The sequence below is a fragment of the Pantoea sp. BL1 genome, from assembly GCF_000963985.1.
GTDB lineage: Bacteria > Pseudomonadota > Gammaproteobacteria > Enterobacterales > Enterobacteriaceae > Pantoea > Pantoea rwandensis_B.
The window spans coordinates 1-24,758 of the sequence record NZ_JZRH01000017.1; the positions used below are offsets into that span (position 1 = coordinate 1).

Genomic DNA, 24,758 nt, shown 5'->3' on the forward strand with positions numbered 1-24,758 from the left:
GTCCTGCACCGGGTGACGGATCACGCTCTCCACCTGCTGCATGCCGTTGTACTGGTATTCGGTTTGACGTCCGGCGTAGTCCTGCTGCTGCGTCAGCAGCCCGGCTGGCGTGTACGCAAAATGCCACTGCTGACGGTTGCCATTGGTGAGCGACACCAGCCGTCCGGCGCGGCTGAAGTCATAGCGCGTCACTTGTCCGGCAGGGTCAATCGCCTCGGTGACCTGACCGCGTGCATTAAGCGTCACCCTGCGCTCCAGCATGCCGTCGATGTTCTGACCGCACACCAACCCGGCTTTGTTGTACTTAAACAGCGTTTCCCGCCCGTCGGCGCGCACCCAGGTCTGCAGTCGTCCCGCTGCACTCCACTGGTAGCGGTCGGTGTTACCCAGTGCATCAGTGGTGCTGAGCAGTTTTCCGCAGGCGTCGTACTGGCGCTGACTTTGGTAGCCGGAGCAGTCCTCTTCACGGATCAGCTGTCCGCGCATGTCCCACCAGAATTGATGGCTGTTTTCCAGTGCATCGATACGCCGCGTCAGATCCCCCTGCTCATTCCATTCGAAACGGGTCACGCCGCCCGTGGGATCGGTCAGTGCGACGACATCACCCGCCAAGTTATAGTCATACTGCCACTGTGCGCCATCTGGCAGCACCTCTTTGAGGGGCAACGCGTACAGCGGATGCCAGGTGGTGATGCGGGTGCGATCCAGCGGGTCACGCTCCATCGTCAGATTACCGCGTTCATCCCAGGCGTATTCCCAGCGTGCGCCACCCGGCTGCGTCATCGCCAGCAATTGTTCGCTGTCGCCGCTCCAGGTATATGACCAGTGTCCGCCGTGTGGATCGGTCCAGGCGGTGATGCGGCTCAGTGCATCCCAGTGATGCTCGCTGCTGACACCTTCATCATTACTGACACGCGCCACCCGCTGCTGCTCATCCGTTTCAATACGCCAGCTCTCCAGCTCGTCACCCTGCTCGTCACAGACCTGATAAGCATCGACGAGCCAGTGTCGTGAGTGGAGTGCGGGCCGCCACTGATACTGAACCTTCAGTCCGGTGGAATAGCTGTGCCACGCCAGCATGTCGCTCGCTTGATCCCAGCCATAACGACGCGTGACGACAGCGTCGGCGTCCGTCACCGTCGTTAATTGCCCCTGGTCGTTATAATCGTAGGTAACCAGCAGATGCCGGGCCCCTGCCGATATCTGGTAAACTGCGCTCAAACGCCCGGAATGCGTGTCATACTCCAGTTCCACATCCAGCGCATCGTTATCGCTGGAGATACGGAGCAGTCTGCCCTCATCGTTCCAGCTGAAATGCTGCACGTTTTCATGGCGGTCATAAATACGGTGGATGCGCCATTCACCCGGTCGCGTGGGATCCGGCTCAAACAGCTGATGCTCACCTTCACTGGTTTGTATCACCATCGCACCGTTCGGGCTGCAAAACAGCTTCAGCCCCTCGCCCTGGAAATCAATCACATCACCGGCATGCACTTCCCCCATACCCAGCTCACGCCCGGTCATGTCCTGGTAGATCAGTTGATTATCCGGCAGGCGCCAGAGACGCACCTCGAACGGCAGCATCCAGCCGGTACCGAGTATCCCGGCCGCCAGATTGCGGCTGTGGTAGATGCGCTGCCAGTAGAGCGGCATGCGATCCGGCAGCACAAAATCGAGATCCTCTTCCCGTGCCAGTATTTTCGCACCGGTGGCAATATTCACCGGGTGTAGCGTCTGGACAGCGGCTTCCATGGCGATACTCCCGCCGATGGGGCAAACGATATCTTTTGCCAGCCCGCGTAAAATCAGGCGGCTGAAGCCAATGCGGTAGAGCTCCGGCAGAATACCCACCAGCGCCCCGCCGATCAGGTTACCGGCCATGTACGCCCAGATGTTTTTGCCACTGTGGATATCGCGCACCGTGATGGTATCGCCACCGATGCGCACACGCGGGTTTTCGCTCAGTTTGATTTCTGCTTCACAGGTGCTTTTGTGGCCGTTACGTGCCGCGGGCTGATTGTTGATCAGGACTTTTTTCGATCCCTGCGCAATAAAATTGCTGCTGGTGACCATATGACCTTTAGTACAGGCCACGGTATCGAGCGGCAGTGGCGTTGCATACGGACTGGCGCTCTCCACCACTGGCTGCATCAGGCTGGTCCAGACGTTCTTGCCCCACTCCTTTACATCATCCACTGAGAGATGGCTGGCGCGCTCGGCTACCGCCATCAGCGCGGCACCAGGGTTAAGCGCGGTCTTCATCGCCGCCGCGACACCGGTCAGTGCCAGCATGCCAACCGCCGCCCAGTCGATGCCATTGTCAGCCGCCGCAGGCGCGTTGAGGTAATCACGCGACACGCTGCCCGCCGCGCGCGCAGCTAGCTTCCCTTTGATATGGACGTTGCCGGACCCGCTGACAATAAATGCATCCGGCGGTCCGGGGTCGATAAGGCTGTCGACCAGCGATGCCGCCGCGTTGCCGATCTTCTCCAGACCTCCACTGAACACCAGCGTAGCAATGGCCACGCCACCCAGCAGCGCCCCAACGCCAGTGCCAGCGGCGATCATGATGCCAGCGACAATCGCCCCTTCCACCAGACCGCCGACAAAATCCGCCAGCGCCGAACTGTGTACCAGCGGATCGCCAATGCGCGCCGCGAGATAATCTGTCATCCTCAGCCTCCCGGTTGCAGACCCGCTTTGATCGCGGCCCAGAAGGCATCGCCATCGGCATCAAACGGCTGCATGCGGCTAAGGGTAAACGCCAGCAAGTGGTCATCCACCCGCGCCACGGCGAGTTTTTCATATACCATCACATGTTGATTTTCGAAGCGCAGCGCCACCTCGCGGGCAGGGATCCCTGCGATGTTGCTATCTGCAACTTCACTCAGCACCACCTTTTTCATATTGCGTTTAATTTTGCCCAGTTGCTGGCTGAGGTATTTCTCCTCATCCCCTGCCGGGACATCCCAGGCTCGGGTAATGACCAACGTCGCATCAGCGAATTTCAGCACATTGATGGTGTGGTCTTGGACTGCGGCGGGCAGGTTAAGTACGCCTTCTGAGAGGGCAAAAGGGACGGTTTTCATGCTTTATCTTTTCCTTGATCAAATGCCGCTTTAACGGCGTCCTGGATTTGCGCTGGCGTGGGTTCCACTGCGGGTAATGCTCCGGGTTGTTTCAGGTTCAGATCCAGCGTACCGCCGGTGTTGATCTGCCCGGTGCCGGAGGCATCGATATTAAAATTCACGCACTGCAACGTGACCTGGCCGTTAGCGCCTAATTCCAGCACCGACTGGCCCGCCACCAGACGAATGCCGCTGTCGGAAGCCTGCACAATTGCCCCCTGCACACGCTGAACAAAACCACCGCCCACCAGTTGGGAATGGGCCAGTTGCGTCGCCTCGGTGTGGCTGCCCGACACTGTTCCGTTGTAGTCCTGAGTGACACTGACAGTACGCGAACCACCCACGCTGTGGGTTTCGTCGTTTTTAACGTTGGTATCCATGTTCTTCTGCGCCTGGATCCACAACTGCTCCTGACCGGACTTATCCTCGAAGCGCAGGGCATTGGCGGTTTCTGCGGTGCCATCTTTGGTACGGCTGAGGAAGCCCATCTGCGTTGCACCGGCGGGCAGCGCCCAGGGGGGCATACTCGCCTCGTTATAGACGCGGCCGATGATCAGCGGACGGTCCGGATCACCATTAATAAAGTCCACCACCACTTCGTCGCCGACACGCGGAATCTGCACGCCGCCAAATCCCTGGCCCGCCCAGGCGCTGGAAACACGCACCCAGCACGAGCTGGTATCATCGCCCTTTGCCAGCCGGTCCCAGTGAAACTTCACCTTGACCCGGCCATAACGGTCGGTCCAGATCGACTCTCCCTTGGGGCCCACTACTTTCGCCGTCTGTGGACCGTGGGTTTTTGGCCATGACGTGCGGGGTGGCGCACGGAACGTGATCGCGGTCGGCAGCACGGTAAAGGTGATATTGTGCGAGGAGGTAATATCACCGCTGGCATAGCTGTTTTCCTCGAATTTATATTCGGCACTGGTGATGAGATAAGTGCCGTTATCGCTGAAATGCGGCGCATCGAGCAGCCCAAAGGTGTACCCAGGCGCAATGCCGCTCGCCGTACCTGTGCCACTGACGCTGTGATGCTCCACTTCCCACACTTCCTGGCGGATGCGGGTATAAAACTCGCCGTGGCTGTGGTCAACAAAATGACCCGGCCAGTCATAGACATCCACCGAACCCGGCGTGGGCGCCACCGGGTTCTGCCGCGCCTGAAGCATCCAGGCATTGGGTTTACGGAAGTCATAGTCATCTGTGCTGTACATCCCCGGCGTCACGCTCTCGGCCAGTGACCACTGGCTGATCCCCTCTTCCGTTATGCTGCCACCGGAAGGGGCTACGTGGTAGGGAATGGTGGCATAGCCGCTAAACGCCTGATGCTGGTCGGCTGCATCACACAGTACCAGCGTATGCTTATCGGATTCGTGGCGGAACCAGTAGTAGATCCCCTCCAGTTCCATCAAACGGCTTATGAAATCGAAGCTGCTCTCCTGATACTGCACGCAGTATTCCCATACCCGGTAGCTACTGGCGAGTTTTGATTCGACGTTGACGTTGTACTCTTTCAGCAACGTCTGCACGATTTGCGGCACGGTCTGGCTCTGGAAAATACGCAGGTTACGATCACGTTTCATTGGCCACACGTCGGGCTCAACGGTCAGAGCATGAACGGCATAGCGCGATCCATTCAGCTCCTCACTGCGCACGGCCACGCGGGTGATTTTGCCGTTGAAGTAACGTGGCGTGAGCAGGTTCTGTGTCGGCAGGGTAAAAGTCACCGACTTGCCCAGCAGTGCATGGCGATCGATGCGCGCATCGGTCGCCAACAACTCCGCCTGGAGGGTGAATGATTCCGACAGGGCTTCACGCCCGCTGAGTTTCCAGAACAGCAGGCCCTCCGTGGGCAGCTGGACGGTGATGCGTGAGAACATAAGTAAATCCCGGAAAATAATTAACTGTGAGGATCGAGCAGCCAGACACCTTCCGCACTGATGGTGAGTGTCTGTTCACGAGCGCCGTTATGGCTGCTGATAGAGAAGGTGTAGTTGCCCGGAGCCAGTTGCAGCGCGGCAAAACCATTCGCCGCAGGCACCACGGCCTGCTGTTTGCCGTTGACCTGCACGTGTTCGCCCGATTGCAGACGGATGTAGACCTGTGCCACTGGTGCCGGGGGCGGTGCGGGTTCCACTTTAGCCTGTGCGGTCTGGACTTCGGCCTGGGACACCGGTTTCTCTGCCACCACCGGGGGCAGTGTAGCCGGTTGAGCCACCGTGGCGTTTTGCGCCTGCGCGGGCACGTCATCACCGCCTCCGGCCATCAATACCCCCACGCCCAGCCCGACCAGCACACCCGCCGCCACCAGGCCTGGCAGCGCAAAGCGGTGTTGCAGGAAACGTTTCGCTGGCGATAACGGAGCCTCGGCTTCCACCTCTTCGATCGGCACCAGCATGGTGCCCGGCCCACTGATTTTCGCCGCGAGCAAGGGTTCAGATTCGCGCTCGGGCAGCGCCATCAGTTCCGCAAACGCATCGATGTTTTGTGGGCGATCCTCGGCTTTCAACGCCAGTGCCTGGTCGACCGCATTCAGCAGCGCCGTGGAATAGCCAGCAGGGCGACTTTGCACCAGTGGCTGGTAATTATCTTCGATGCTGCGCACCACGCTAACCGGCGGCGGCGCACCGGTGATTAACATGTGCAGTACTGCCCCTAGCGCATAGATATCAGTCCAGGCACCCTGCTCGCTTTCATCGTTGTCGCTATACTGCTCGATCGGCGCAAAACCAGGACGCAACATGGTCTCGCTTTCATCAGACAGGTTACCGATGGTTTTACGTGCGGAACCAAAATCGAGCAGTACGGGTTCGCTATTGCTCAGGATCTGGATGTTATCGAGCGAAATATCGCGGTGCAGATAGCCAGCGTCATGAATGGTTTTTATCGCCCCGAGCAGGGGGGGCAACAGACGACGAATCCAGGCTTCGTCGATCTGCTGTGGATTGCGCGCACGCAGATTGGACAACGTGGTACCACTGTAAAACGCCGTCCCCATATAGGCGGTGTCATTCTGTACCCAGAAGCGCAACACGTGTAACAGGTTGGGATGATTAAAACGTGCCAACAAGCGCGCTTCCTGGATAAAACTGTTCAGACCGGCGTGGAAGGTTTTGCTGAACCGCTCACTGCGCAACACCAGATTCAACCCATCGCTACGCACCGCCAACGAGGCCGGCATAAACTCTTTGATGGCGATATCGCGCTCCAGCTGATGATCCCAGGCGCGATAGACGATGCCAAAGCCGCCACCACCGATGACTTCTTTTATCTCAAACTCATTAAACCGGTAACCCAGCGGCAAGGCGTTGGGTACATTGAGGTGATTATCGTGTTCCGACATAGACGAAAACTCTCTGATAACGAACGGCTTTAGACATCAAACTGGCAAACAAACTCACCCTGTTCACAACGCACCAGCACCCGACGGTAACGTTCATCGCGGGCGTGGGCGCTGAGCAGTATCTGGCTCATTTGCGGCAACAGGGTATTGGTGAGAATGGCATCGACCATACGTCCGCCGGACTCCACTTCGGTGCAGCGCTGCACGATCTGGCTGACGACGCTATCTTCAATTTCCGCTGAGATTCCGTGGTTCTCCTCAAGACGGCGCACAATGCGCGCCAGTTGCAATCGGACGATCTGTGCCAGCATCGCATCGCTGAGCGGGTAGTACGGCACCACCAGCATGCGTCCCAGCAGCGCCGGCGGGAACACCTCCAGCAGCGGCTTGCGCAGTGCATTGCTGAGCGCGTCAGGTTCCGGTAACAGTTCCGGATCGGCACACAATGCGCTAATCAGCTGTGTGCCCACATTGGAGGTCAGGATGATGATGGTGTTACGAAAATCGATATGGCGTCCTTCACCATCTTCCATCCAGCCTTTGTCGAACACCTGGAAGAACAGTTCATGCACATCCGGATGTGCTTTCTCGATTTCATCCAACAGCACCACACTATAAGGCCGACGGCGAACCGCCTCGGTCAGCACCCCCCCTTCGCCGTAACCGACATAGCCCGGAGGCGCGCCTTTCAAGGTGGAAACGGTGTGTGCTTCCTGGAATTCACTCATATTGATGGTAATGATGTTCTGCTCGCCGCCATACAGCGATTCGGCCAGCGCCAACGCGGTTTCGGTTTTCCCCACACCAGACGGGCCACACAACATAAACACCCCGACCGGTTTGTTGGGGTTATCCAGACGGGCGCGTGAGGTGCGCACACGTTTCGCAATCAGATCCAGCCCATGGCGCTGGCCGATGACTCTTTGGTTCAGGGTTTCCGCCAGGTTCAGCACCGCATCGATCTCGTTTTTTACCATGCGTCCTAAGGGGATGCCGGTCCAGTCTGCCACTACAGCCGCCACCACGCTGGCATCCACGGCGGCAAACAGCAGCGGTGCTTCACCCTGCAATTCATGCAACTGCTGCCGGGTGGCATCCAGCTCACTGCGCAGCGCAGTTTCATCTTCAGTGACACAACGTGCACGCAACGCGATAAGTTGATCCACCAGCGTTCGTTCCTGCTGCCAGCGCGCGGTCAATGCCTCTCGCGTAGCGCTGAGTGATGCCTGCTGCCGGGCAATTTCCTGCTGGCGCTCTGGGGCACCGAGCCCGACTTTCGCCTCGCGCCCAGCGATTTCCGCTTCAATGTCGAGTGCCGCCAGACGATGCAAACAATCTTCCAGCGCCGGAGGCTGTGCCCCCTGACTGACGGCGACCCGTGCGCAGGCAGTATCCAGCAGCGCCACTGCTTTATCCGGTAACTGCCGCGCCGGGATGTAGCGGTGCGACAGCTTGACCGCTGCACTGACCGCTTCATCCAGCAGTAGCACCTGATGATGTTTCTCCAGCGCACTAACCGTACTGCGTAGCATCTGGATGGCTTTGGCTTCATCCGGCTCCTGCACCTGCACGGTCTGGAAGCGACGCGTCAGTGCCGGGTCCTTCTCGATATATTTTTTATATTCGGCCCAGGTAGTGGCGCCGATGGTGCGCAGCTGTCCGCGCGCCAGTGCCGGTTTTAGCAGATTAGCGGCATCACCCGTGCCTTGCTGTCCACCCGCGCCGACCAGGGTGTGAATCTCATCCACAAACAAAACAATCGGGGTAGCGCTCGACTGCACTTCGTTGATCAGCGCTTGCAGACGCGCTTCAAACTCCCCTTTCATCCCCGCGCCGGCCTGCAACATGCCGATATCCAGCAGCCAGAGTTGTACATCGCGCAATGGCGCAGGCACATCACCCGCAGCAATGCGCAGTGCCAACCCTTCCACCACCGCCGTCTTGCCGACTCCGGCTTCGCCGGTCAGCAGCGGATTGTTCTGGCGACGGCGCATCAGGATATCCACTATCTGACGGATCTCTTCATCACGCCCGGAGACCGAATCGATACAGCCCTCACGTGCACGCGCAGTGAGATCCTGGGCGTACTGCGCCAGAGTGCTGCTGCCACTGGCTGCCGGGGCTGCTGCGACATCCGGTTGGGACAGCGCCTGTTGCGCCTCTTTGCTCTGGCTCAGTAACGCATCGAATTGATCAGACAGCGCATCGACGTTAATGCGCGCAAACTGCGATGAAATTCCTTTCAGCACACTGGCGAGGCTGTAGGTTTTAAGCAGACCCATCATCAGATGACCGCCACGAATGCGGCTGGCTCCGTATTTGAGCGAGGCATAGACCCAGGCGCGCTCCACGGCACTGTCGATGTGTTCGGCAAGATCGGAGACGGCACTCGCACCGCGTGGCAGACGGTCAAGCGCCGCCACGATATCCCGCGTCAGCGCGTTTTCATCCAGTGAAAAATGACTGATTATCTGCTGTAAGTCCCCGTCCTGTTGCTGCATCAGTTGATGCAACCAGTGCACCAACTCGACATAGGGATTGCCGCGCAGTTTGCAAAAGGCGGTGGCGCTTTCCAGCGAGGTAAATAACAGCGTGTCCAGTTTGCCGAATAACACGGCGCGGCTGATTTCTGACATATCGAATCTCTGTAATAGAAGAAGCAGGCTATGTAACAGGAAAAGGCGATGGGCTAGCGCGAGGCTGCCTCAACTTCAAAAACAAAATCTTCTCGATCGACAGGCTTTGCTGGTTGTCCCAGCCAGCTGGTGTAACCCAGTCGGGCGCTGCCGCCCAGGGTCGCGCCCTGGACCTCGTTCGCGGCGAGGATCAGGCTAAGATCCCACTGCATTTCAATCCCGATGTAGTGTTGCACCCAGTCGCGCACTTCACATGCCCCTGGCGCATCGGGTAAGAAATGGGCATATTGCGCGGCGGTGAGTGGCCCCAAACGCAGGCGAAAACGGTGCTGCACATCGCGCACCGCCACCCCGAGAAAAGCCGATTCACCCAAGCGTGGCATGTGCCGCCCGGCGGCCAGACGCGCCTGATCGCGGCTATCCAGCGTCAGCCACTGCGGTTGGTTTTGCTCCAGCCGCACCGGGATACCAAAATAGAGGCGCAGAATGCGCACCAGACCTTCTGCATCATGTCCGTGGCGACTGAGATGTCCCACCAACATCAGTCGTGCGTGCAGGCTTAGCGAGCTGGCCTGTTGCTGCGCCGGTAAACCAATCCCGGCCAGACAGGCGAGATAGTCCTGAAAACGTTTGTCATCGCCGCGATCGAGAGAAGCGGTCGGCTGCGCATCCGCCCAGGCGCGGTAAAACAGTAAGGTGGCCCGGTGATGAAACAGGTCAGCAAAAGCCGCCAGACTGTAATCCTGATGATGGTCGATACGTTCGCGCACATACTCAGTCAAGTGGGTGGGTAGCGGGCCGTTAGGGCCAAACAGGCCAAAGCTGTAGATGGAGACATCATGACGACCGTCCTCTTCGCGCTCACGCACCGAGGCAAGCGTCGCCGGGGCGAAGGTCAGGGAGGGCATCTGGCCGATACGCAGACTTTCGAACTTTGGCAGCGGCGCGCGCCCCAGCGCATAACGCTGACCACCTTGCGCATTTAACCGTCGCAACAGTTGGAACAGGTCATAGCGCCAGGGAGTCGCCATCACCGCTGGCCAGAAATCGTCCGGCAGACGGCTGGCGCGCGATAAATGGATAATCTGTGCCACCTCACTCATAGCAGCGCCTTCTGGCCCATACGCGGCGGCCAGTAACCTACTTCGCCACGTTGCTGGCTGGTTAGCGTCAGTTCGGTGAAACTGTTGAGCGCCACAAGACGCGAGAAGACCCGTTCCAGCACGCTGCCAAACAGCCACGGACTGGCTCCGGAGAACACCTGCTCATCCACTTCCAGCGCAATACTGACCCCCCGTGCAAACACCACCGGCCCCGGTTCCGGCACCCGCCGATGTACCGCACTCAGTTGGCAATGGCGAATGCCCTCGATCTGACGCGCCACTGGCGCTTCCGCCAGATTGGCATACAAACTCAGCAGTTGGCGCAAGGCGGCAGCCCCTTCCCCGTCAGCGCTGTCCATCAGGCTTAGATAGTTCATTTGCAGATGGCTGATCAGCCGCCAGGAGGATAAACCTTCTGCCAGCGCCGGACGCGGTGGCGTTGGCCCTTTGCACAGTGTCAGCTGACTCACCGGGATTGAATCCGGCATCACAAACTGGCCGTGTTCCTGTTGCAGCAGCATCAGCGGTAAATCGCGGCTGGTGCACATGACCTCAGCAGAAAGATGGCGCATATCGTCGCGCCACGGTGTGTGGTGTTCATCCACCAGCGAGAGAAACACTTCAGAGCCAATATAGCCGGTGCGGGTGCCATAGCGTTGCGCATGTTCGGATAGCGTGCGCTGTTCACGACGCAGGGAAAAATAGGCGCCGTAGTCACCGTTATCCGCGCTGAAGGTGCTCCAGAAGGGTCGGAATACCTGCTCCTCGCGCTGCCCTTGCACGCTGGCAAACAAACGTTGCACCGAATGCACTTCGTAATCCAGCGGGCGGATGTTATCCACCACCAGATGATATTCATGCTGGCTGTCGCTGACTTTCAGTCGCTCGGCCATTTTCGGGAACAGGTTGATCACCGGGGTGCAATGCAGCGCCAGATGGCTGCGATCCACCACGCTCTCCAGTTCGGCGTCGGCCTTATCCAGCAGAATGATGATGTCGAATGCGGTGGCCTGTTCGCAACGGCTTAGTAACGCCGCCAGTTGATGCAGGCTGATAAACTGAAAGCGTGCCGGGAAAGCAAAATATTCCTGCAACAGACGGTAGCCATCGAAGTTGCGTAAATCGTCCGGTAACAATGCCTGCTCCGGTGCAAAACCCTGTTGTTGCAGCGCGTTATCGGCCAGTACCTGGCGCTGCGGCTGTGGTTCGACCGATTGCAGCACAATGCCAACACGGTGCTGCATCAACAGCTCCAGCAACCTGAGCGCCTGAATATCCGGGCCGCTGAGGTAGAGCATCAGTTCATCGACTGTCAGTTGGCTGAGCGACGCAACGCCTTCGCACTCGATCCGGATGCGCAATGCGCTGGCCGCCCCCAGGCCGCTCAACTTCAGCTCACCGAGCGGGATGTCACCGGGTACACCGCCGAGCGCCACATCGCTGATGCGTAACGGATGCAGCATCACGTCATGCGCTGTGGTGTAGCTACAAGTGACGCCCGATTTCTTCAGGCTCTGGCTCTCCATCATGGTGCCACGCGGCACCAGAAAACCGTTGCTAATATCCCCTTTGCGGCTATCCGGCGTTAGCTGGGCAATAGCCATTGAAGGGGTTGGCGCTAAATAGCCTGGTGCAATCATCTCCAGCAGGCGCTGGGAAAAACGCGGGAACTCCGCATCCATTTTTAGCTGAACGCGTGAGGTGAGAAACGCAAAGCCTTCCATTAAGCGTTCAACATAAGGATCGGCGATTTCTATGCCGCGCATCCCCAGCCTTCCGGCCACTTTGGGATAACGTTCGGCAAACTCCCCGCCCATCTCACGCAGATAGGCCAGTTCGCGGTTGTAGTAGTCGAGCAGTTTACTGTCCATGATTACCCCACATCCTGGAGTTCAAAATGACCATTCTCGAGATCGACTTGGGTACGAAACAGAAACTCCAGCGGATACGGCACGCACCACAGGCGACCTTTGATCTCAATCGATAGCACGTTGTGCAGGTCAAGTGCTTTCAGGTCGCTGACACAACGCACCTGCAAGCCCTGTGGCAAGATGCGGGGTTCGAAATGCAAAATGGCGTTAGTCATTTTGCGCTGGATGTCCTGCCATTCGATGTCAGACATGTTTTGTCCGGCCAGCGGCGCTACACCGAAATTCCATACCGAGCGCTGCACCTCGCCAAACGGGCTGAGATCCTGCTGCGCTTCGTTATTGATGGTGTTGAACAGCCACTGCAAATCGCGCAGTACATGGCGGCGTAGCGTGTTATGGGTAATCAGCACGCTGTTTCCCGGCTCGCTGCGTTTGTCAGGGGCATCGTCAGTCAGGCGATCCAGTAGCGAGGATTGCAACTTGTCGCGCGAGGTCAGCGTGTCGCGGTTTTTACGCGCACGATAGCCGCCGTGCAGCTGTGCATAGCCGTCTTCACGACTCATAAGCTGGCCCGATACGGTTAAAAGTAAGGCGTTGCAGTGCCAGCAGTGAGAACTCCTCACTGTCGCTCAGCCAGACTTTCTGTCCCAGACCAATAAACTGATCATCCTGGCTCCCCAGCGGCTGCCATTCGGTGACGCTGGCGCGCAACCAGGCTTCCTGCGCTGGTGCCGGTAAGGGATAGCGCACCGGGATCTGGCACACCTGTTCGCTGCCATCTACCAGTTGGATCAACGTATGGCGCCACACCAAATCCGTTACGCTGGCCGGTGGCTGGAACTGCATTTCCTGGATCGCAGCAAACGGCACCCAGTAATAACGGCCATTAACGATAGCTTCACACACCGGACCAAAGCGGCTGTCGCCATCCATCAACCACGGGAACGCCACGGACTGGTCCTGCTGCTCTAACATACCGGGATTGACGTCGGCTTGTTCCAGCGCTTGCTGGCGTAACTCCGCACCGCGTGCCTCATCCCCTTTGACCTCGGCTTGCAACGCCGCCAGCAGGGTTTCACTCCATGCCCAGGCACTGCCCGGCAGTTGGGGTTGCGCCTCACCGCGTAACACTGCCGCACGTTGCAACTCTCCGGCAATCGCCTGTTGCAATAGGGTGATGGTGGGTTGTGCCTGCGGGGTAAGCGCCAGCCAGGATTGCAGTTGTGTTTGGGCACGCGTCCAGTTACCGGCCAGGCACAGCAGTTGGACAAAGGTGGCGCGCAGATCGGCGTCAGCAGGATTGGCCTGGATTTGCGCCGTGGTACGGGCAAGATTCTCCGCCAGTGATGCATCAGCCAGACGTTGTTGTAGCGACTCCATGCAAACTCCTTTTGCGTTAGTTGAGGGTGCGGTAAGCCGCTGCGGCCGGATCTTTCAATTCCGGATGCAGTTGCTCCACCAGTTGTACTTTCAGCGGCGCGGCGCTTTTCAACCACGGCGACCAGACTTTACGTACCTCTTGCAAGCGGGCACGCAGCGCGCTTTCATCGGCCGCATCGCTGGCGTGCATCTGCACTACCACCTGGTCCGGTGCCTGCCAGCCATTAAATTGCCTACTGAACGGCAGTACCAACCAGCTTTCCGGGGATTTCTCATTAGCCAGCACCATACGTTCACGGTTGACGGTGGTGATGGTCAGTTCGCTGGTCGACTGCCCGCTGCTTAAACCGGCAATCGGGAAACCTTGTAAAAAGCTCACAGCCACTGATTTTGTGGCCCCGTTACCCATCTGTGTCAGGTTGCTGTTGCCGCTCAACCAGCCATCCTTGCCACACACCAGCCCCTGCTTTGTCGGCACAAAGATGGCGCTGGATTGAGCCGGTTGCTGCCACCAGGTGCGGAAGTGGCAGCCATCCAACAGACTGAATTGCTGCCAGGGCGTGGTGTCCGCAGGCGGTGAACTGAGAGTGGGTGCCGCAGGTGTCGGGATCGCCGCCTGAGGTGGCGGGGTAACCACCGGCTGCCAATCTTTCGTGCGCTCAGCTGTACCTTCTGCCAGGGCGTTACCCTCTGCATCCTGTAATTGCCAGTGCAGTTGTTGCAGCGGTTTGCACTGCGACGCCATCAAACCGGCGACACGCGGCAGGAAGCCATCCAGCACGCTGGCACTTTTTTCACCTTTGCTGACGATGCGCAGATCCACACTCTTCTGACACCAACTCGCCAGCTGGTTATCTTTGACGTCATCAATCCAGACATCCAGTTTCTGTGCCGGGGACTGCACAATGCGGTAGTTCTCGGCAAATACCTGTGTACTCAACAGCAGCGCAGCCAGCCCCAATAATCCATATTTCATGTTGGCGTTCTCAATCGCGAAGAGGGAAAAACTGCGCCGCATCTGACAGCGAGTGCAGTAAGGTGGTGTCCTGAGGTGAACCAACCCACACGGCTAGCGCACTAAAGTTGTCCTGCTGCCCCTGTTGCGGTTGTTCGTTTTTAATGATCTGCTGCATCAGCGTGAGCCACTCTTGCGGCGTGTTGACCATATGCAGTGACTGCTGCATCTGTTCCAGCGTGACGCCATGCCAGAAGCCGTCGGTACACAGCAGAAAGGCATCACCATCTTCAATCGCCACCACATCGCTGTAGCTGGCATCACGCTGCTCGTCGCCCATGCCGAGCGCAAAATAGAGCAAATTGGTGTTGATGCCCTCGGTCTGATGCCCGGCATCTTTCATTTGCTGCACTAAGCTGTGGTCGGTGGTGACGTGGTAGAGGTAACCGCGTCGAAACAGATAGAGGCGACTGTCACCGGCGTGTGCCCAGTAAGCCAGGCCGTAATCACGATCGATAAACAAGCTCACCAGCGTTGTACCCATCCGGCTGTGCTCGCTGCTGGCTTTCTGTTGCTGGCGGATGGAGTGATTCGCATGATTGACATAGTTACGGATCGACTGCGCATTCAGATGGGTTTCGCCGTTGAAGGTATCCATCAAACTGCTGCGGGCGATGGTGGCAGCGACGTCTCCACCAGGGAAACCGGCCACGCCGTCACAGACGACAAAGCAGGCTGAACGTTCACCGATGATCTCACCGGTCTGATCCTGATTGCTGGCGCGGTCGCCCTGATTCGACGTGGAAGCAATAGTGATATTCATGCGTCATCCGTGTGGGTTTGTGAATCTTTGTACTGATTAACTTCCATGTCATAGGCATGCAGGAACGCTTCGCCAAACAGGGTGTGAAAGTCGTCTTCGATCTCGCCTGCGGTTTCGCCGTAGCGCTCGACAAAATGCTCCCACAGCGCCGCCTTACGGCTCCCCGGCAGGCCAAGGCGAGACACGGAACCCGCCTCGCGCGCTTCTTCTTCTAGCTGATCGGGGTTAAAGGATTGCAGCATAGAGGCGATGATGGCGCGGATTCCGGCGATCATCCCTAACTGGTGCGCCTGGAGGTCGATCAGCGCATCACGTACTGCCTGGCGTGGCGGCATAAAGCCGGGCATGCGGCTGCCAAACATCTGCATCAGCACGGTTTTGCCGGAAGGCAGCAGTTTGAACGGGTTGTTGGCATCGTCGAGGATCACCGTCATATCCGCTTTTACGCCACGCTTGAGAATCGAGCGGGAAGAGAGCAATGCGACTGTGCCCTGCGAGAACATGCTGAGCATCTGGCCGAACTGGCGCATTTGATCGCAATCGAACTGCGGCGTGGGCTGCAAATCCTGTAGCCCCATTCCTTCCAGCAAGGCATCCAGTAACTCACCTTTCAGCGCATCACCACTGCTCTGAGCCGCCGCCTCGCGCTGGCTGTGAGACGCCACCGGATCAATGCGCAGACGCCCTTTCGGGGTGGGTGATGGGCTACGCTGCACCGCCTGCGGAGTAGGCAGGGTGATACCACCATATTCAATCGGTGTCGGGCTGGCTTCGGTCGGTTCTTCAGCTTCTTCAGCTTCTTCACCCACGATGGGCGCAGGCGTCGTGTCAGTGTCATCAAATAATGGCGAGCTGCTAAGTTCAGCCAGATTGACGGTGTCTGGCGCGGCCGACGCTGGCTTTAGCTCTGGTTCTGGTTTTGGTTCTGGTTCAACTTCTGGCAGCGGCGGTCCTTCGGGTTGTGCCAGCGGAGCCGCTCCGCTCATCATCAAACCTAGTGGGTCATCGTGATGGCGGGGGTCAGGAGTGTTCTGGCTGCCAAACAAACTAAGAGGATCCAGCTCATCGGGCTGCTTCTCAACCGGTGCAGAGGCCGCAGCACTCTTCTGCCCCACCAGTGCACTCGGGGTCGCATCATCAAAAATGCTATCCTGGGCGAACAACGCATCCTCTTCATCAAACAAACTGCGGTGAGGTCGCTGTTGGCCGATATCCAGTGGCGTCTCACTGATCAGCGCAGCCAGTGGATTTTCCGGATTACGGTCAACTGCAGCGGGAGCCGTCAGCGGATGAGCTTCGGATGGCGCTGGCACAGGTTTGTTACGTTGCGATAAATCGTCAGAGATGGAGAATTCTTTCGCCAGGCTGTCCCAGATCTCACTGGGGATGGCGGCAGTGGTACTGCTCACCACTCCGGCGGGCTCATCAACAATGACGGCCGCTTTGGCGGCTGGCTTAGCGACCACGCTGGCAGACGATGCGGCGTGAATATCGTTAACCAGCAACTGATAATCATCAATGCCAAGAATATCGCCGTCCTGCAATTCCACCTGACGTCCACGTTCCAGTGGAATATCGTTCAGAAGCACGCGAGTGACGTTACCACGGTTGGTCAGACGACATTCACCGTCAGCAGTAATATGCACAATCGCCTGTAATCGGGAAATGGTACGGTCGTCATCAGGCAATACCAGATTGTTATCCACCCCACGACCAATGGTGCCGCCAGGGGGTAAGAAGTCAAAAAGAGTTTGCGGCGGCTGGTGGCCGGGTTTAGTCGTTATTATCGTAAAGCGCATAACGGATTCCTGCGGTTGGCTGTTCGGCATCTATATCGCGCCTCTCTCGCGAAAGAGGCGGAATATAGGAAGCGTTTTATGACGGGTTGCGGCGCGATTTATCGCGCTCTTTTTAGCTGGTTAGATATTTATTTATTACCGCGCGATAAATTGCGCCACTACGAAATACGGACAATTATAAGAAATGAGAGAGACGCAACAATGATTAAAGGGCCGAGATATTTTGTTTTACTCATATCTCATTAGAAACAACGCCCCCAACAAAAAGGCGCCAGCAATAAGATAAAACTTATCAATGATTATTCATAAGGCATCGATTTAAGTTGCTCTACACGTTCCAAATCAATTCTGGCAACGCATTTATCTGTCAGCGTATCGTGAGTGAGGGTTCCTTTCTCAGCCATAAAGGACTCAAGACTACATTGGCCATCGCGGTACTTGAGCCAACCACGCTGGGTATCGGCTAACGTTGTCATGTAACTTTGTAAATTTGCCGGTGAAGCGGAATACTCAGCATTAATTCTTTTCTTTGCTGCGATATATTCTCTATTTAACGTCCTTTCTGCTGCCTTTTTTGCGGAATTAAAACAGGCGAAAATCTCACCATCATTAGCAGCTTCGCTGCATTTACCCTGCGCATTAGCGTAATTCTGTAGCACACCTATAAACAGAAAGATAATAATTCCCTTTTTCACATCAATTCCCTTATTTTTTGAAATAATTCGGCCATCTCATAAAGACCACTGAATTTTACTTTTGATATGCCTTACGCAATTCAGCAATGTTTTTCAGCGAAGAATTCTGGAATTTTTCAGTAGTACCATCATCATAGTAAACACCGTCACCCGCTTTAACTCCCATAACATAGTAGTCGGTACCGTAGTGAACAGCGGCTTCAATGGTATAAATCACGGCAATTTTTTCATTTTCATCATCTTTCTTAAAATGAAACCTACCGAATCTACTTTATGGCAACCTACTGTTTCCCAGTCACCCTGCTCAATCGTTTGAATAAACTGATTAAGACATTAGTTCAAACTTCCGTAGAAACCATTATCTTTAAAGATAATGGTTAATTAGACTCAACGCAACAGCAATAAAAAGCACTGCAAAACTCGCGACATTCAGTTTATGGAGAGACAATAACCAACCCACCCTTTCCATAGGTTGACTCCTGATAAAATCACAGGATTCTTCACTAGCCGGTTTTTTTTTGTCAAGGATGGCTTTTTGGCCGTGATACAGGCTGGAAAAATAAGCAATTTTATGGGCATTAAACATTGGACCAAGAAAAGAGGCTATATCTGTGATCAGATCTAACTTCAGACCTCTTTGCCTGAAATCGCTAAGCAACAAATCATATTTATCTTGGTTGCGCTTGAATATTAAGTAAGAAGCAACCTGGGAGGTAAAAAAAATAAAATAAAAAAACAAAGATAAATAAAACAAAAAATCAAATCTATTCATAAAATTTTATCCATCAATGTGCCAACAGTCACTTCAGCACCTTTCGCGGAAATATAACTCCCGACAGCTGAAGTGACGATAGTACATGTCAGAAGCCCTACTGGTCCAGTCGCAGCTCCAACTGCAAGGCACGCTCCCCGAAGTGCTAATGCAGCGCCAATGCCCCCATAGATTCCAGCCGCTGTACTGCCTGAAAACTTTGCATATTCAATCACCGCCACTCGCCCACATTCATTTTGGCGCTCAACTGTACAAGCCTTATAGACTTCATTCGTTGTGTTCAACGCGCTAAATCCAATAGACACCCAACCACCAGCTTTCATAAATTTTGCTGCCTTGGCTGCACCATCAACATAAGTTGAATAGCCCCGGATGGCGCCAACTCCCGCCGTTTGCCAATCATGAACAATCGATGAGCTGGACAGATTCAACGCATGTTTCAGCTTCTCGTAAGGCTGTAACCTCAAAACCAGCCGAGAGAATTTATTCAACATTATGTCAAGCTCAGCAAACAAGCGACGGCGTTCGACAAAGAACTGTTCACCAAATAGTGTTCCAGAAGTGAGATATTGGTTACGGTACGCGCTCTCGATGGCCGTCAGTTTTTTTCCAATCTCAGCAAAGTATTTCTCTCCGGCATCGCCTATCAGACCCGAGGACTTGTCCATAAAGTTCGTCATTGCCGCAATCGAGGCGTAGTGCTGATGAAAAAAGCTCGCTTCATCGCTGGACAGTTGTGACAAACTATTATTCGTGGTCGTTTTCGCCGCTTTCAGAGCATTCATTGCTGCCGTTGTGTTGTTACCCTCAGGATCGGCCACAATCAAAATCTGACCTGGCTTTGCCCAGGCAACGTCTGCATTCAATTGCAAAAAGTAATTTGCTGCTGCAACATTGCGATTGCCAAATAAAAACATCGCCTGCTCCGTGAGCCTTCCAGGACGCTGCACCACACAAAAACCTGGTTCGACCCTACTTTTCCCGCTCATTACAATCTCCTTTTGTAATTCAATGCATTCAATAACGTTGAATACCGTAATGTAGCGGCGCGATTTAACACGTGCCTTTGAATAAAATTAAATCGCGCCGCTACAATTACTGCAGAGTTAATTAATAAAGAACATTACGCCTCTTTATTTTCCTTAATGTTCCAGCCTGAACTGCTTTCTGCTCCTTTACCACCGGAAGAGCTCTGCTCCCAATACTGCTGCTTAACTTTAGATGCCTGGAAGGAGTAGCTCATTCCCAGCGTATCGCCATTGTCAGAACCATTATAATTCACATTAGTTACCAGCACGTCTTCCAGTGTAATGCGGGCATACTCAACCTGAGTGCCACCCGCTTTACAGATAGAGAGTTCGACCTTCGTGAGATGTTTACCGCTGGCGCAGTTCTTCAGTAGCGCAGTGGTGGATTTATCGATCAGTGCATTGACGTGCAGATCGTTGAAATTAACCTTACCCGCACCGCCGCCACCGCCAACAGACATATTGCCTGGTTGAGAAGCTCCCCATGAGAAAGAGGTAATATCGGTCCAGCCAGTGTGGTTTGAGTCTTTTGATTCGCCGGTAACGCCGTCGACCTTCATAAACATATCAATAGCCATTATCTTTCTCTCTTAATTGATTGAGATTGTTGCTTTAAAAAAAGCAAGGATATGGCAAAAAGAAAAGCATGGGGCTGAATAAAACAGTCCATATTTTACCTTTGCCTTGCTTCTGAAACAGTGTCGTAAACAATATTTCAGATAACGTATTGCCGGATACATACCCGACAAAATTTGTATGCGTTTTTAAATCGATATATATATTGAGAACCTGATTCCTTTTTGCATACCCGGACTTCACGCGCTCATTTCATGGACAGTGACCTGACAGATAGTCTATAGTAGCCCAGCGTATCAAAAGTTCACCGAAGGAACGAATATGAAAAAGGTTATCTCAGCATTCCTGATATTAGTGTTATCGCTGCTCTCACTCTATTCAATTGCAGATATTATCGAATCGATAGTGCTGGTTTCTCGTTATGAAAACTTTAATGCTGCTTCTGCAGGTATCATTGCCGGTAAAGTTATCTTTTCAGCGCTCTGCATCGCTATTATTTTTGTTTTATATAAAACAGTATACAAAAAACCGCTTAATTAGTTCGCTTTAGCTTTTCGGCCACTGCATAGATTGCTATTGACGCAGTTATTGAAATCATTATCAGAACTGCGTGGATAACTTTCCCCACTAAAGAGACATTCCAGTCAAAGAACAGAATATAATAACCTGCACAGGTTATTAAAATCAGCGCAGATAAAAAGGTCAGCAAAAGGCTGATGATATAGAACGCTGATTTTTTAAACATCCCGTATCCCTTCCAGAAAATTCGAAAACACCTGTTGCGCGAGTGGCGAATTATTCTGTTGTAGTGCAATCGCATCCAGCCAGGGATCAATATTATCTTGTAGCAGAAAATAGAGTAAATCGAGATCACCTGCACCGCGCAACATGGCATAAACCTCCCTATTCTTTTTCATCAAATCCCGTGAGGTATAGATTGACCTTGAAACAGAAGCACCAATGGTGATGATCCCTGTCATCCCCGCGCTAAAAAGAAACTTAGGGATGACCCGGCTAAAGAATCGTGACACGATCTCATTCACAAACACGTATTTAAACGCAAAAGATCCCGCTGCACTCCCACCCATTTTTACCAGTAATTTTTCTAACTGCTCTTCGCTGAGCCGTTTGAAATATTGCTCAACCACCAGTTTTATCAACGTGCGCAGATCATCACTTGTCGCTCCCTTCTTCAGCAGGCTGATCAAGCGGATGCGATCCGTTTCGTTATCCCAACGATGATCACTATCGAGAAAGTCTTTGGTCAGCGCATAGAGATCACCCGGAATCGCGGCAAATCCACTCAGCGCACTCACCATAAACGTCTCAACATCCGATTTCTTTTTGGTATTGAACAGGGCCAGCATGCCATCAGCAATACTTTTCGGCGAATCCATATCCCGAATCCTTTTATACAGCGATGATTCCAGAAGACATCAGGCGCAAAACCCTCTAGCGCCTGACATCTTAAAAGTTTTAGGATGTGTTCTGCTCAGTGAGACTCAGGCATCGCACATCCTTTTCAACACTTACGCATTGTCATTTTTCAGCGAAGGCAGTTTCGATACCAGACGCAGCGAGACCGTCAGGCCTTCCAACTGATAATGCGGACGCAGGAAGAATTTCGCCGCGTAGTAACCTGGATTGTCTTCCTGCTCCTCAACGGTCACCTCGGCTGCGGCCAGAGGTTTGCGTGACTTAGTTTCCTGTGAGGAGTTAGCCGGGTCACCGTCCACGTAGTTCATCACCCAGTCGTTCAACCAGCGTTCCATCTCATCGCGTTCACGGAAGGAGCCGATTTTGTCACGCACAATGCACTTCAAATAGTGAGCAAAGCGGCAGCAGGCAAACATATACGGCAGACGCGCCGCCAGACGCGCATTGGCGGTAGCGTCGGCATCGTGGTATTCCGCCGGTTTCTGCAATGACTGCGCACCAATAAAGGCCGCGAAGTCCGAATTTTTACGATGTACCAGTGGCATAAAACCGTTTTTCGCCAGCTCCGCTTCACGACGATCGCTGATGGCGATCTCAGTTGGACATTTCATGTCCACACCACCATCGTCACTCGGGAAGGTATGGCACGGTAAGTTTTCTACCGCCCCGCCCGATTCCACACCACGGATTGAGGTGCACCAGCCGTACTCTTTGAAGGAACGGTTGATGTTGGCTGCCATCGCATAGGCGGCGTTACTCCAGGCGTAATTGCCATGATCAGAGCCATCCGTTTGCTCTTCAAAATCATAACTGTCCACCGGATTAGTACGGATACCGTATGGCAGACGAGCAAGGAAACGTGGCATCACCAGGCCAAGATAACGTGAATCCTCTGATTCACGCAGACTGCGCCAGGCAGCATATTCAGTGTTCTGGAAAATCTTGGTCAAATCGCGTGGATTCGCCAGTTCCTGCCATGACTCCATCTGCATGACTTCGGGTGCCGCACCGGTAATAAACGGACAGTGTGCCGCTGCGCCAATACGTGCCATCTCTCCCAGCAACTCCACATCCTGTGGGCCATGATCAAAGTAGTAATCACCGACCAGGCAACCGAAAGGTTCGCCACCAAACTGGCCGTATTCCTGCTCATAGATTTTCTTGAACAGCGGGCTGCGATCCCAGCCCACACCTTTGTAACGTTTCAGGGTACGTCCCAGCTCCTGCTTGGAAATACTCATAAAGCGAATTTTAAGCATCTCATCGGTTTCGGTGTTGTTCACCAGATAACTCAGGCCACGCCACGCGCTTTCCAGTTTTTGGAAATCCTGGTGGTGAATAATCTGGTTAACCTGCGCCGATAATTTCTCGTCAATTTCAGCGATCAGTGACTGGATAGTGCGGTACGAGTCGTTGGAAATGGTAACGCTGTTCTCCAGCGCTTGTTGGGCCAGAGTTTTGACCGCGTTTTCAACCGCTTCCCGCGCCTGATCGTTCTTCGGACGAAACTCTTTACTGAGAAGCGCGCTGAATTCATCCTGGCTGAAGCTGGATGCGCTTTCCGCCTGCTGTTGCAATTTCTCTCTCATTATTCTTCCTCCTTACCTTCTGCTACGTCGGCTTGCTTTGGCAGATGCGTCAGCGCCTGCAGTAGCGTCGGGTCATGCAGAATTTTGCCAATCAACTCTTCCGCGCCGTTTTTGCCATCCATATAGGTCAACAGGTTAGCAAGCTGGGTACGTGCTTCCAGCAGCTTGTTTAATGGCTCAACGTGGCGGGCAATCGCATCAGGTGAAAAGTCATCCATGCTTTCAAAGGTCAGTTCGACATTGAGTTTTCCCTCACCCGTCAGGGTGTTTTCAACCTGAAACGCCGCACGCGGTTTCATCGCCTTCATGCGCTCGTCAAAATTATCAATATCGATTTCAAGGAATTTACGATCATCAACAGCAGCCTGCGGTTCCAGTGGCTTGCCAGCGAGGTCTGCCAGCACGCCCATCACGAACGGCAGCTGGATTTTGCGTTCCGCACCATAAATCTCCACGTCATATTCAATTTGAACGCGGGGCGCGCGATTGCGGGCAATAAATTTCTGCCCGCTGGATTTCATAGTGGCCATGATTTTCTCCATAAATGATGCGCGGTTAAGGCGCGCAGGTGTCACTGCGTGATGAAATGAGGAACGCGGCGTTAGTCGTGGCGTCCGAAGATGTTTTGCAACTGATGAACGCCGTCCGGTGCCAGATCGCGAATGATGTCCATAAAATCGAGTTCGACCAGCCGCTGTACGCGGTCAATCATTAACGGCGCCGGATGGCTTGGCTCATGCTGGGCGAAGTATTGCTTCACCTTTTCCAGCATCAATTGGGCATCCGCGCGGCTGGTAAGCTGTACTGTTCGCCAGTCTGGCGCATTACGAGTCGCCGTAGATGCTGGCACGTCTGCGGGCTGATCATCAGCAGCATCTGGCAGTGCCTCCGCTGAGTTTGCGGATTGCGTCAGGCTGACCAGCAAGGCAAAACTTTTCTGCAACTGCGTCATATCAGGCACCGCGCTTTCCCCGAGACGTTCGGCGAGCAGCGCGTGCAGGCTTTGCAGGTATTGATAGATGTGTTGCAAGGTGGCAGCGGCGGGTTGCCCCTGCTGCGCCAGTTCGTCGCGCAGACGCGCCATCCCGCCTGGGTAGTCAGGTGTCTCTAATTTGCTGCCATCACACAGGGCGATTGCATCACGAAGCGTGATACCGTCCGAGGCTTGACGTAACAGCCAGGCCTGGCGCACGGCTGCCGTTAACGCAGAAGCGTCTTCAAGCAGTGCCAGCGCATTGATGCGATAGAACGGATCCTGTTCGCCGTCCTCTTCCAGCCGTGGCCAGAGCGGTTCCCAGTAACGCAATAGTGCTTTTTCAATCAGTTCCAGCCCCTGCGCATAGCCTGGCAGGCCATTAAGATGGGTCCACGCCTGGGTGAGGGCCAGCATCACGCGTAAATCTTTGCTGCGGCTCAGCAATTCCGTCGCCAGCTTTTCTACCCGGTTCCAGTCAGCTGGCTCAGCCGGGATAATGGTTTCACCAAACTGTTGCTCAGCTTTACCCGCGCTGGCCTGCTCCATCGCCTGAAAATCAGCGTGATATTCCAGGTTGTCGCCGCAAGGGTCATCATTACCGATCGGCGCCAGCAACGCGTCGAGATTAATAGTCATGCGGTTGCACC

Annotated in this window: 22 protein-coding genes; 1 reads left to right on the forward strand and 21 read right to left on the reverse strand. The window is 54.7% G+C overall.

Annotated elements, in window-relative coordinates; genetic code table 11:
* The 17 genes from VH86_RS09905 to VH86_RS09980 all read right to left on the reverse strand — a co-directional run.
* Nucleotides 1–2,673, reverse strand: a 2,673-nt coding sequence (locus tag VH86_RS09905) for a DUF6531 domain-containing protein (protein WP_045832799.1), incomplete at its 3' end; no start/stop codon positions are given.
* Nucleotides 2,674–2,675: 2 nt separating this feature from the next.
* Nucleotides 2,676–3,089, reverse strand: coding sequence for a DcrB-related protein (locus tag VH86_RS09910; protein ID WP_045832800.1), 414 nt, complete (start codon nucleotides 3,087–3,089; stop codon nucleotides 2,676–2,678).
* On the reverse strand, nucleotides 3,086–5,008 hold the full coding sequence (locus tag VH86_RS09915) for a type VI secretion system Vgr family protein (RefSeq protein WP_045832801.1): 1,923 nt from the start codon (nucleotides 5,006–5,008) through the stop codon (nucleotides 3,086–3,088). The genes VH86_RS09910 and VH86_RS09915 overlap by 4 nt, the downstream gene beginning before the upstream one ends.
* Before the next feature lie 20 nt (nucleotides 5,009–5,028).
* Nucleotides 5,029–6,471 (reverse strand): serine/threonine-protein kinase, encoded by a 1,443-nt coding sequence (locus VH86_RS09920; RefSeq protein ID WP_045832802.1) that lies wholly within the window; start codon nucleotides 6,469–6,471, stop codon nucleotides 5,029–5,031.
* 29 nt (nucleotides 6,472–6,500) lie between these two features.
* A complete protein-coding gene (gene tssH / locus VH86_RS09925) occupies nucleotides 6,501–9,107 on the reverse strand; it encodes a type VI secretion system ATPase TssH (RefSeq protein ID WP_045832803.1) in 2,607 nt (868 codons plus the stop codon).
* Between the two features lie 53 nt (nucleotides 9,108–9,160).
* A complete protein-coding gene (gene tssG / locus VH86_RS09930; RefSeq protein WP_045813573.1) occupies nucleotides 9,161–10,210 on the reverse strand; it encodes a type VI secretion system baseplate subunit TssG in 1,050 nt (349 codons plus the stop codon).
* Entirely contained in the window at nucleotides 10,207–12,081 is a 1,875-nt protein-coding gene (gene tssF, locus VH86_RS09935; RefSeq protein WP_045832804.1) for a type VI secretion system baseplate subunit TssF, read from the reverse strand. Before tssF ends, tssG begins: the two co-directional genes overlap by 4 nt.
* Nucleotides 12,082–12,083: 2 nt before the next feature.
* Nucleotides 12,084–12,644, reverse strand: coding sequence for a type VI secretion system baseplate subunit TssE (gene tssE / locus VH86_RS09940; protein WP_045813575.1), 561 nt, complete (start codon nucleotides 12,642–12,644; stop codon nucleotides 12,084–12,086).
* The gene (locus VH86_RS09945) at nucleotides 12,634–13,461 is read right to left on the reverse strand and encodes a type VI secretion system accessory protein TagJ (protein WP_045813576.1); all 828 of its coding nucleotides are present in this window, start codon (nucleotides 13,459–13,461) and stop codon (nucleotides 12,634–12,636) included. Before VH86_RS09945 ends, tssE begins: the two co-directional genes overlap by 11 nt.
* A 16-nt stretch (nucleotides 13,462–13,477) precedes the next feature.
* Nucleotides 13,478–14,437: a hypothetical protein gene (locus tag VH86_RS09950; RefSeq protein ID WP_045813689.1), complete on the reverse strand. Its 960-nt coding sequence runs from the start codon at nucleotides 14,435–14,437 to the stop codon at nucleotides 13,478–13,480.
* A 10-nt stretch (nucleotides 14,438–14,447) separates the two neighbouring features.
* Nucleotides 14,448–15,239: a PP2C family serine/threonine-protein phosphatase gene (locus tag VH86_RS09955; RefSeq protein WP_045813577.1), complete on the reverse strand. Its 792-nt coding sequence runs from the start codon at nucleotides 15,237–15,239 to the stop codon at nucleotides 14,448–14,450.
* Nucleotides 15,236–17,038 (reverse strand): type VI secretion system-associated FHA domain protein TagH, encoded by a 1,803-nt coding sequence (gene tagH / locus VH86_RS09960; protein WP_045832805.1) that lies wholly within the window; start codon nucleotides 17,036–17,038, stop codon nucleotides 15,236–15,238. Before tagH ends, VH86_RS09955 begins: the two co-directional genes overlap by 4 nt.
* Before the next feature lie 299 nt (nucleotides 17,039–17,337).
* On the reverse strand, nucleotides 17,338–17,733 hold the full coding sequence (locus VH86_RS09965) for a lysozyme inhibitor LprI family protein (protein ID WP_052696597.1): 396 nt from the start codon (nucleotides 17,731–17,733) through the stop codon (nucleotides 17,338–17,340).
* 55 nt (nucleotides 17,734–17,788) lie between these two features.
* On the reverse strand, nucleotides 17,789–17,950 hold the full coding sequence (locus VH86_RS25725) for a hypothetical protein (RefSeq protein ID WP_156150580.1): 162 nt from the start codon (nucleotides 17,948–17,950) through the stop codon (nucleotides 17,789–17,791).
* A gap of 147 nt (nucleotides 17,951–18,097) precedes the next feature.
* On the reverse strand, nucleotides 18,098–18,505 hold the full coding sequence (locus tag VH86_RS09970) for a hypothetical protein (RefSeq protein WP_052696598.1): 408 nt from the start codon (nucleotides 18,503–18,505) through the stop codon (nucleotides 18,098–18,100).
* Nucleotides 18,502–19,494: a hypothetical protein gene (locus VH86_RS09975; protein WP_045813580.1), complete on the reverse strand. Its 993-nt coding sequence runs from the start codon at nucleotides 19,492–19,494 to the stop codon at nucleotides 18,502–18,504. Before VH86_RS09975 ends, VH86_RS09970 begins: the two co-directional genes overlap by 4 nt.
* Before the next feature lie 134 nt (nucleotides 19,495–19,628).
* On the reverse strand, nucleotides 19,629–20,111 hold the full coding sequence (locus VH86_RS09980) for a type VI secretion system tube protein Hcp (protein ID WP_045813581.1): 483 nt from the start codon (nucleotides 20,109–20,111) through the stop codon (nucleotides 19,629–19,631).
* A 319-nt stretch (nucleotides 20,112–20,430) separates the two neighbouring features.
* On the opposite strand from VH86_RS09980, the gene VH86_RS09985 reads away from it, so the two are divergent.
* Nucleotides 20,431–20,649 carry a hypothetical protein gene (locus tag VH86_RS09985; protein ID WP_045813582.1) on the forward strand — a complete coding sequence of 73 codons (219 nt, stop codon included), beginning with the start codon at nucleotides 20,431–20,433 and terminating at the stop codon, nucleotides 20,647–20,649.
* 197 nt (nucleotides 20,650–20,846) lie between these two features.
* Here VH86_RS09985 and VH86_RS09995 read toward each other — a convergent pair whose 3' ends face one another.
* The 4 genes from VH86_RS09995 to tssA all read right to left on the reverse strand — a co-directional run bounded on the left by VH86_RS09995 (nucleotide 20,847) and on the right by tssA (nucleotide 24,747).
* Complete coding sequence (locus VH86_RS09995; protein ID WP_045832806.1) at nucleotides 20,847–21,506, reverse strand: hypothetical protein; 660 nt, start codon at nucleotides 21,504–21,506, stop codon at nucleotides 20,847–20,849.
* Nucleotides 21,507–21,638: 132 nt separating this feature from the next.
* Entirely contained in the window at nucleotides 21,639–23,135 is a 1,497-nt protein-coding gene (tssC, locus tag VH86_RS10000; protein ID WP_045832807.1) for a type VI secretion system contractile sheath large subunit, read from the reverse strand.
* Nucleotides 23,135–23,665: a type VI secretion system contractile sheath small subunit gene (tssB, locus tag VH86_RS10005; RefSeq protein WP_045813586.1), complete on the reverse strand. Its 531-nt coding sequence runs from the start codon at nucleotides 23,663–23,665 to the stop codon at nucleotides 23,135–23,137. The genes tssC and tssB overlap by 1 nt, the downstream gene beginning before the upstream one ends.
* Nucleotides 23,666–23,736: 71 nt before the next feature.
* Complete coding sequence (gene tssA / locus VH86_RS10010) at nucleotides 23,737–24,747, reverse strand: type VI secretion system protein TssA (RefSeq protein ID WP_038646129.1); 1,011 nt, start codon at nucleotides 24,745–24,747, stop codon at nucleotides 23,737–23,739.
* Nucleotides 24,748–24,758 lie beyond the last annotated feature (11 nt).

Bases quoted from the DNA above. Each gene is read 5' to 3' on its own strand.
- VH86_RS09910 (WP_045832800.1), bottom strand. From the start codon at position 3,089: ATGAAAACCGTCCCTTTTGCCCTCTCAGAAGGCGTACTTAACCTGCCC.
- VH86_RS09915 (WP_045832801.1), bottom strand. From the start codon at position 5,008: ATGTTCTCACGCATCACCGTCCAGCTGCCCACGGAGGGCCTGCTGTTC.
- VH86_RS09920 (WP_045832802.1), bottom strand. From the start codon at position 6,471: ATGTCGGAACACGATAATCACCTCAATGTACCCAACGCCTTGCCGCTG.
- tssH (WP_045832803.1), bottom strand. From the start codon at position 9,107: ATGTCAGAAATCAGCCGCGCCGTGTTATTCGGCAAACTGGACACGCTG.
- tssG (WP_045813573.1), bottom strand. From the start codon at position 10,210: ATGAGTGAGGTGGCACAGATTATCCATTTATCGCGCGCCAGCCGTCTG.
- tssF (WP_045832804.1), bottom strand. From the start codon at position 12,081: ATGGACAGTAAACTGCTCGACTACTACAACCGCGAACTGGCCTATCTG.
- tssE (WP_045813575.1), bottom strand. From the start codon at position 12,644: ATGAGTCGTGAAGACGGCTATGCACAGCTGCACGGCGGCTATCGTGCG.
- VH86_RS09945 (WP_045813576.1), bottom strand. From the start codon at position 13,461: ATGGAGTCGCTACAACAACGTCTGGCTGATGCATCACTGGCGGAGAAT.
- VH86_RS09950 (WP_045813689.1), bottom strand. From the start codon at position 14,437: ATGAAATATGGATTATTGGGGCTGGCTGCGCTGCTGTTGAGTACACAG.
- VH86_RS09955 (WP_045813577.1), bottom strand. From the start codon at position 15,239: ATGAATATCACTATTGCTTCCACGTCGAATCAGGGCGACCGCGCCAGC.
- tagH (WP_045832805.1), bottom strand. From the start codon at position 17,038: ATGCGCTTTACGATAATAACGACTAAACCCGGCCACCAGCCGCCGCAA.
- VH86_RS09970 (WP_052696598.1), bottom strand. From the start codon at position 18,505: ATGAATAGATTTGATTTTTTGTTTTATTTATCTTTGTTTTTTTATTTT.
- VH86_RS09975 (WP_045813580.1), bottom strand. From the start codon at position 19,494: ATGAGCGGGAAAAGTAGGGTCGAACCAGGTTTTTGTGTGGTGCAGCGT.
- VH86_RS09980 (WP_045813581.1), bottom strand. From the start codon at position 20,111: ATGGCTATTGATATGTTTATGAAGGTCGACGGCGTTACCGGCGAATCA.
- VH86_RS09985 (WP_045813582.1), top strand. From the start codon at position 20,431: ATGAAAAAGGTTATCTCAGCATTCCTGATATTAGTGTTATCGCTGCTC.
- VH86_RS09995 (WP_045832806.1), bottom strand. From the start codon at position 21,506: ATGGATTCGCCGAAAAGTATTGCTGATGGCATGCTGGCCCTGTTCAAT.
- tssC (WP_045832807.1), bottom strand. From the start codon at position 23,135: ATGAGAGAGAAATTGCAACAGCAGGCGGAAAGCGCATCCAGCTTCAGC.
- tssB (WP_045813586.1), bottom strand. From the start codon at position 23,665: ATGGCCACTATGAAATCCAGCGGGCAGAAATTTATTGCCCGCAATCGC.
- tssA (WP_038646129.1), bottom strand. From the start codon at position 24,747: ATGACTATTAATCTCGACGCGTTGCTGGCGCCGATCGGTAATGATGAC.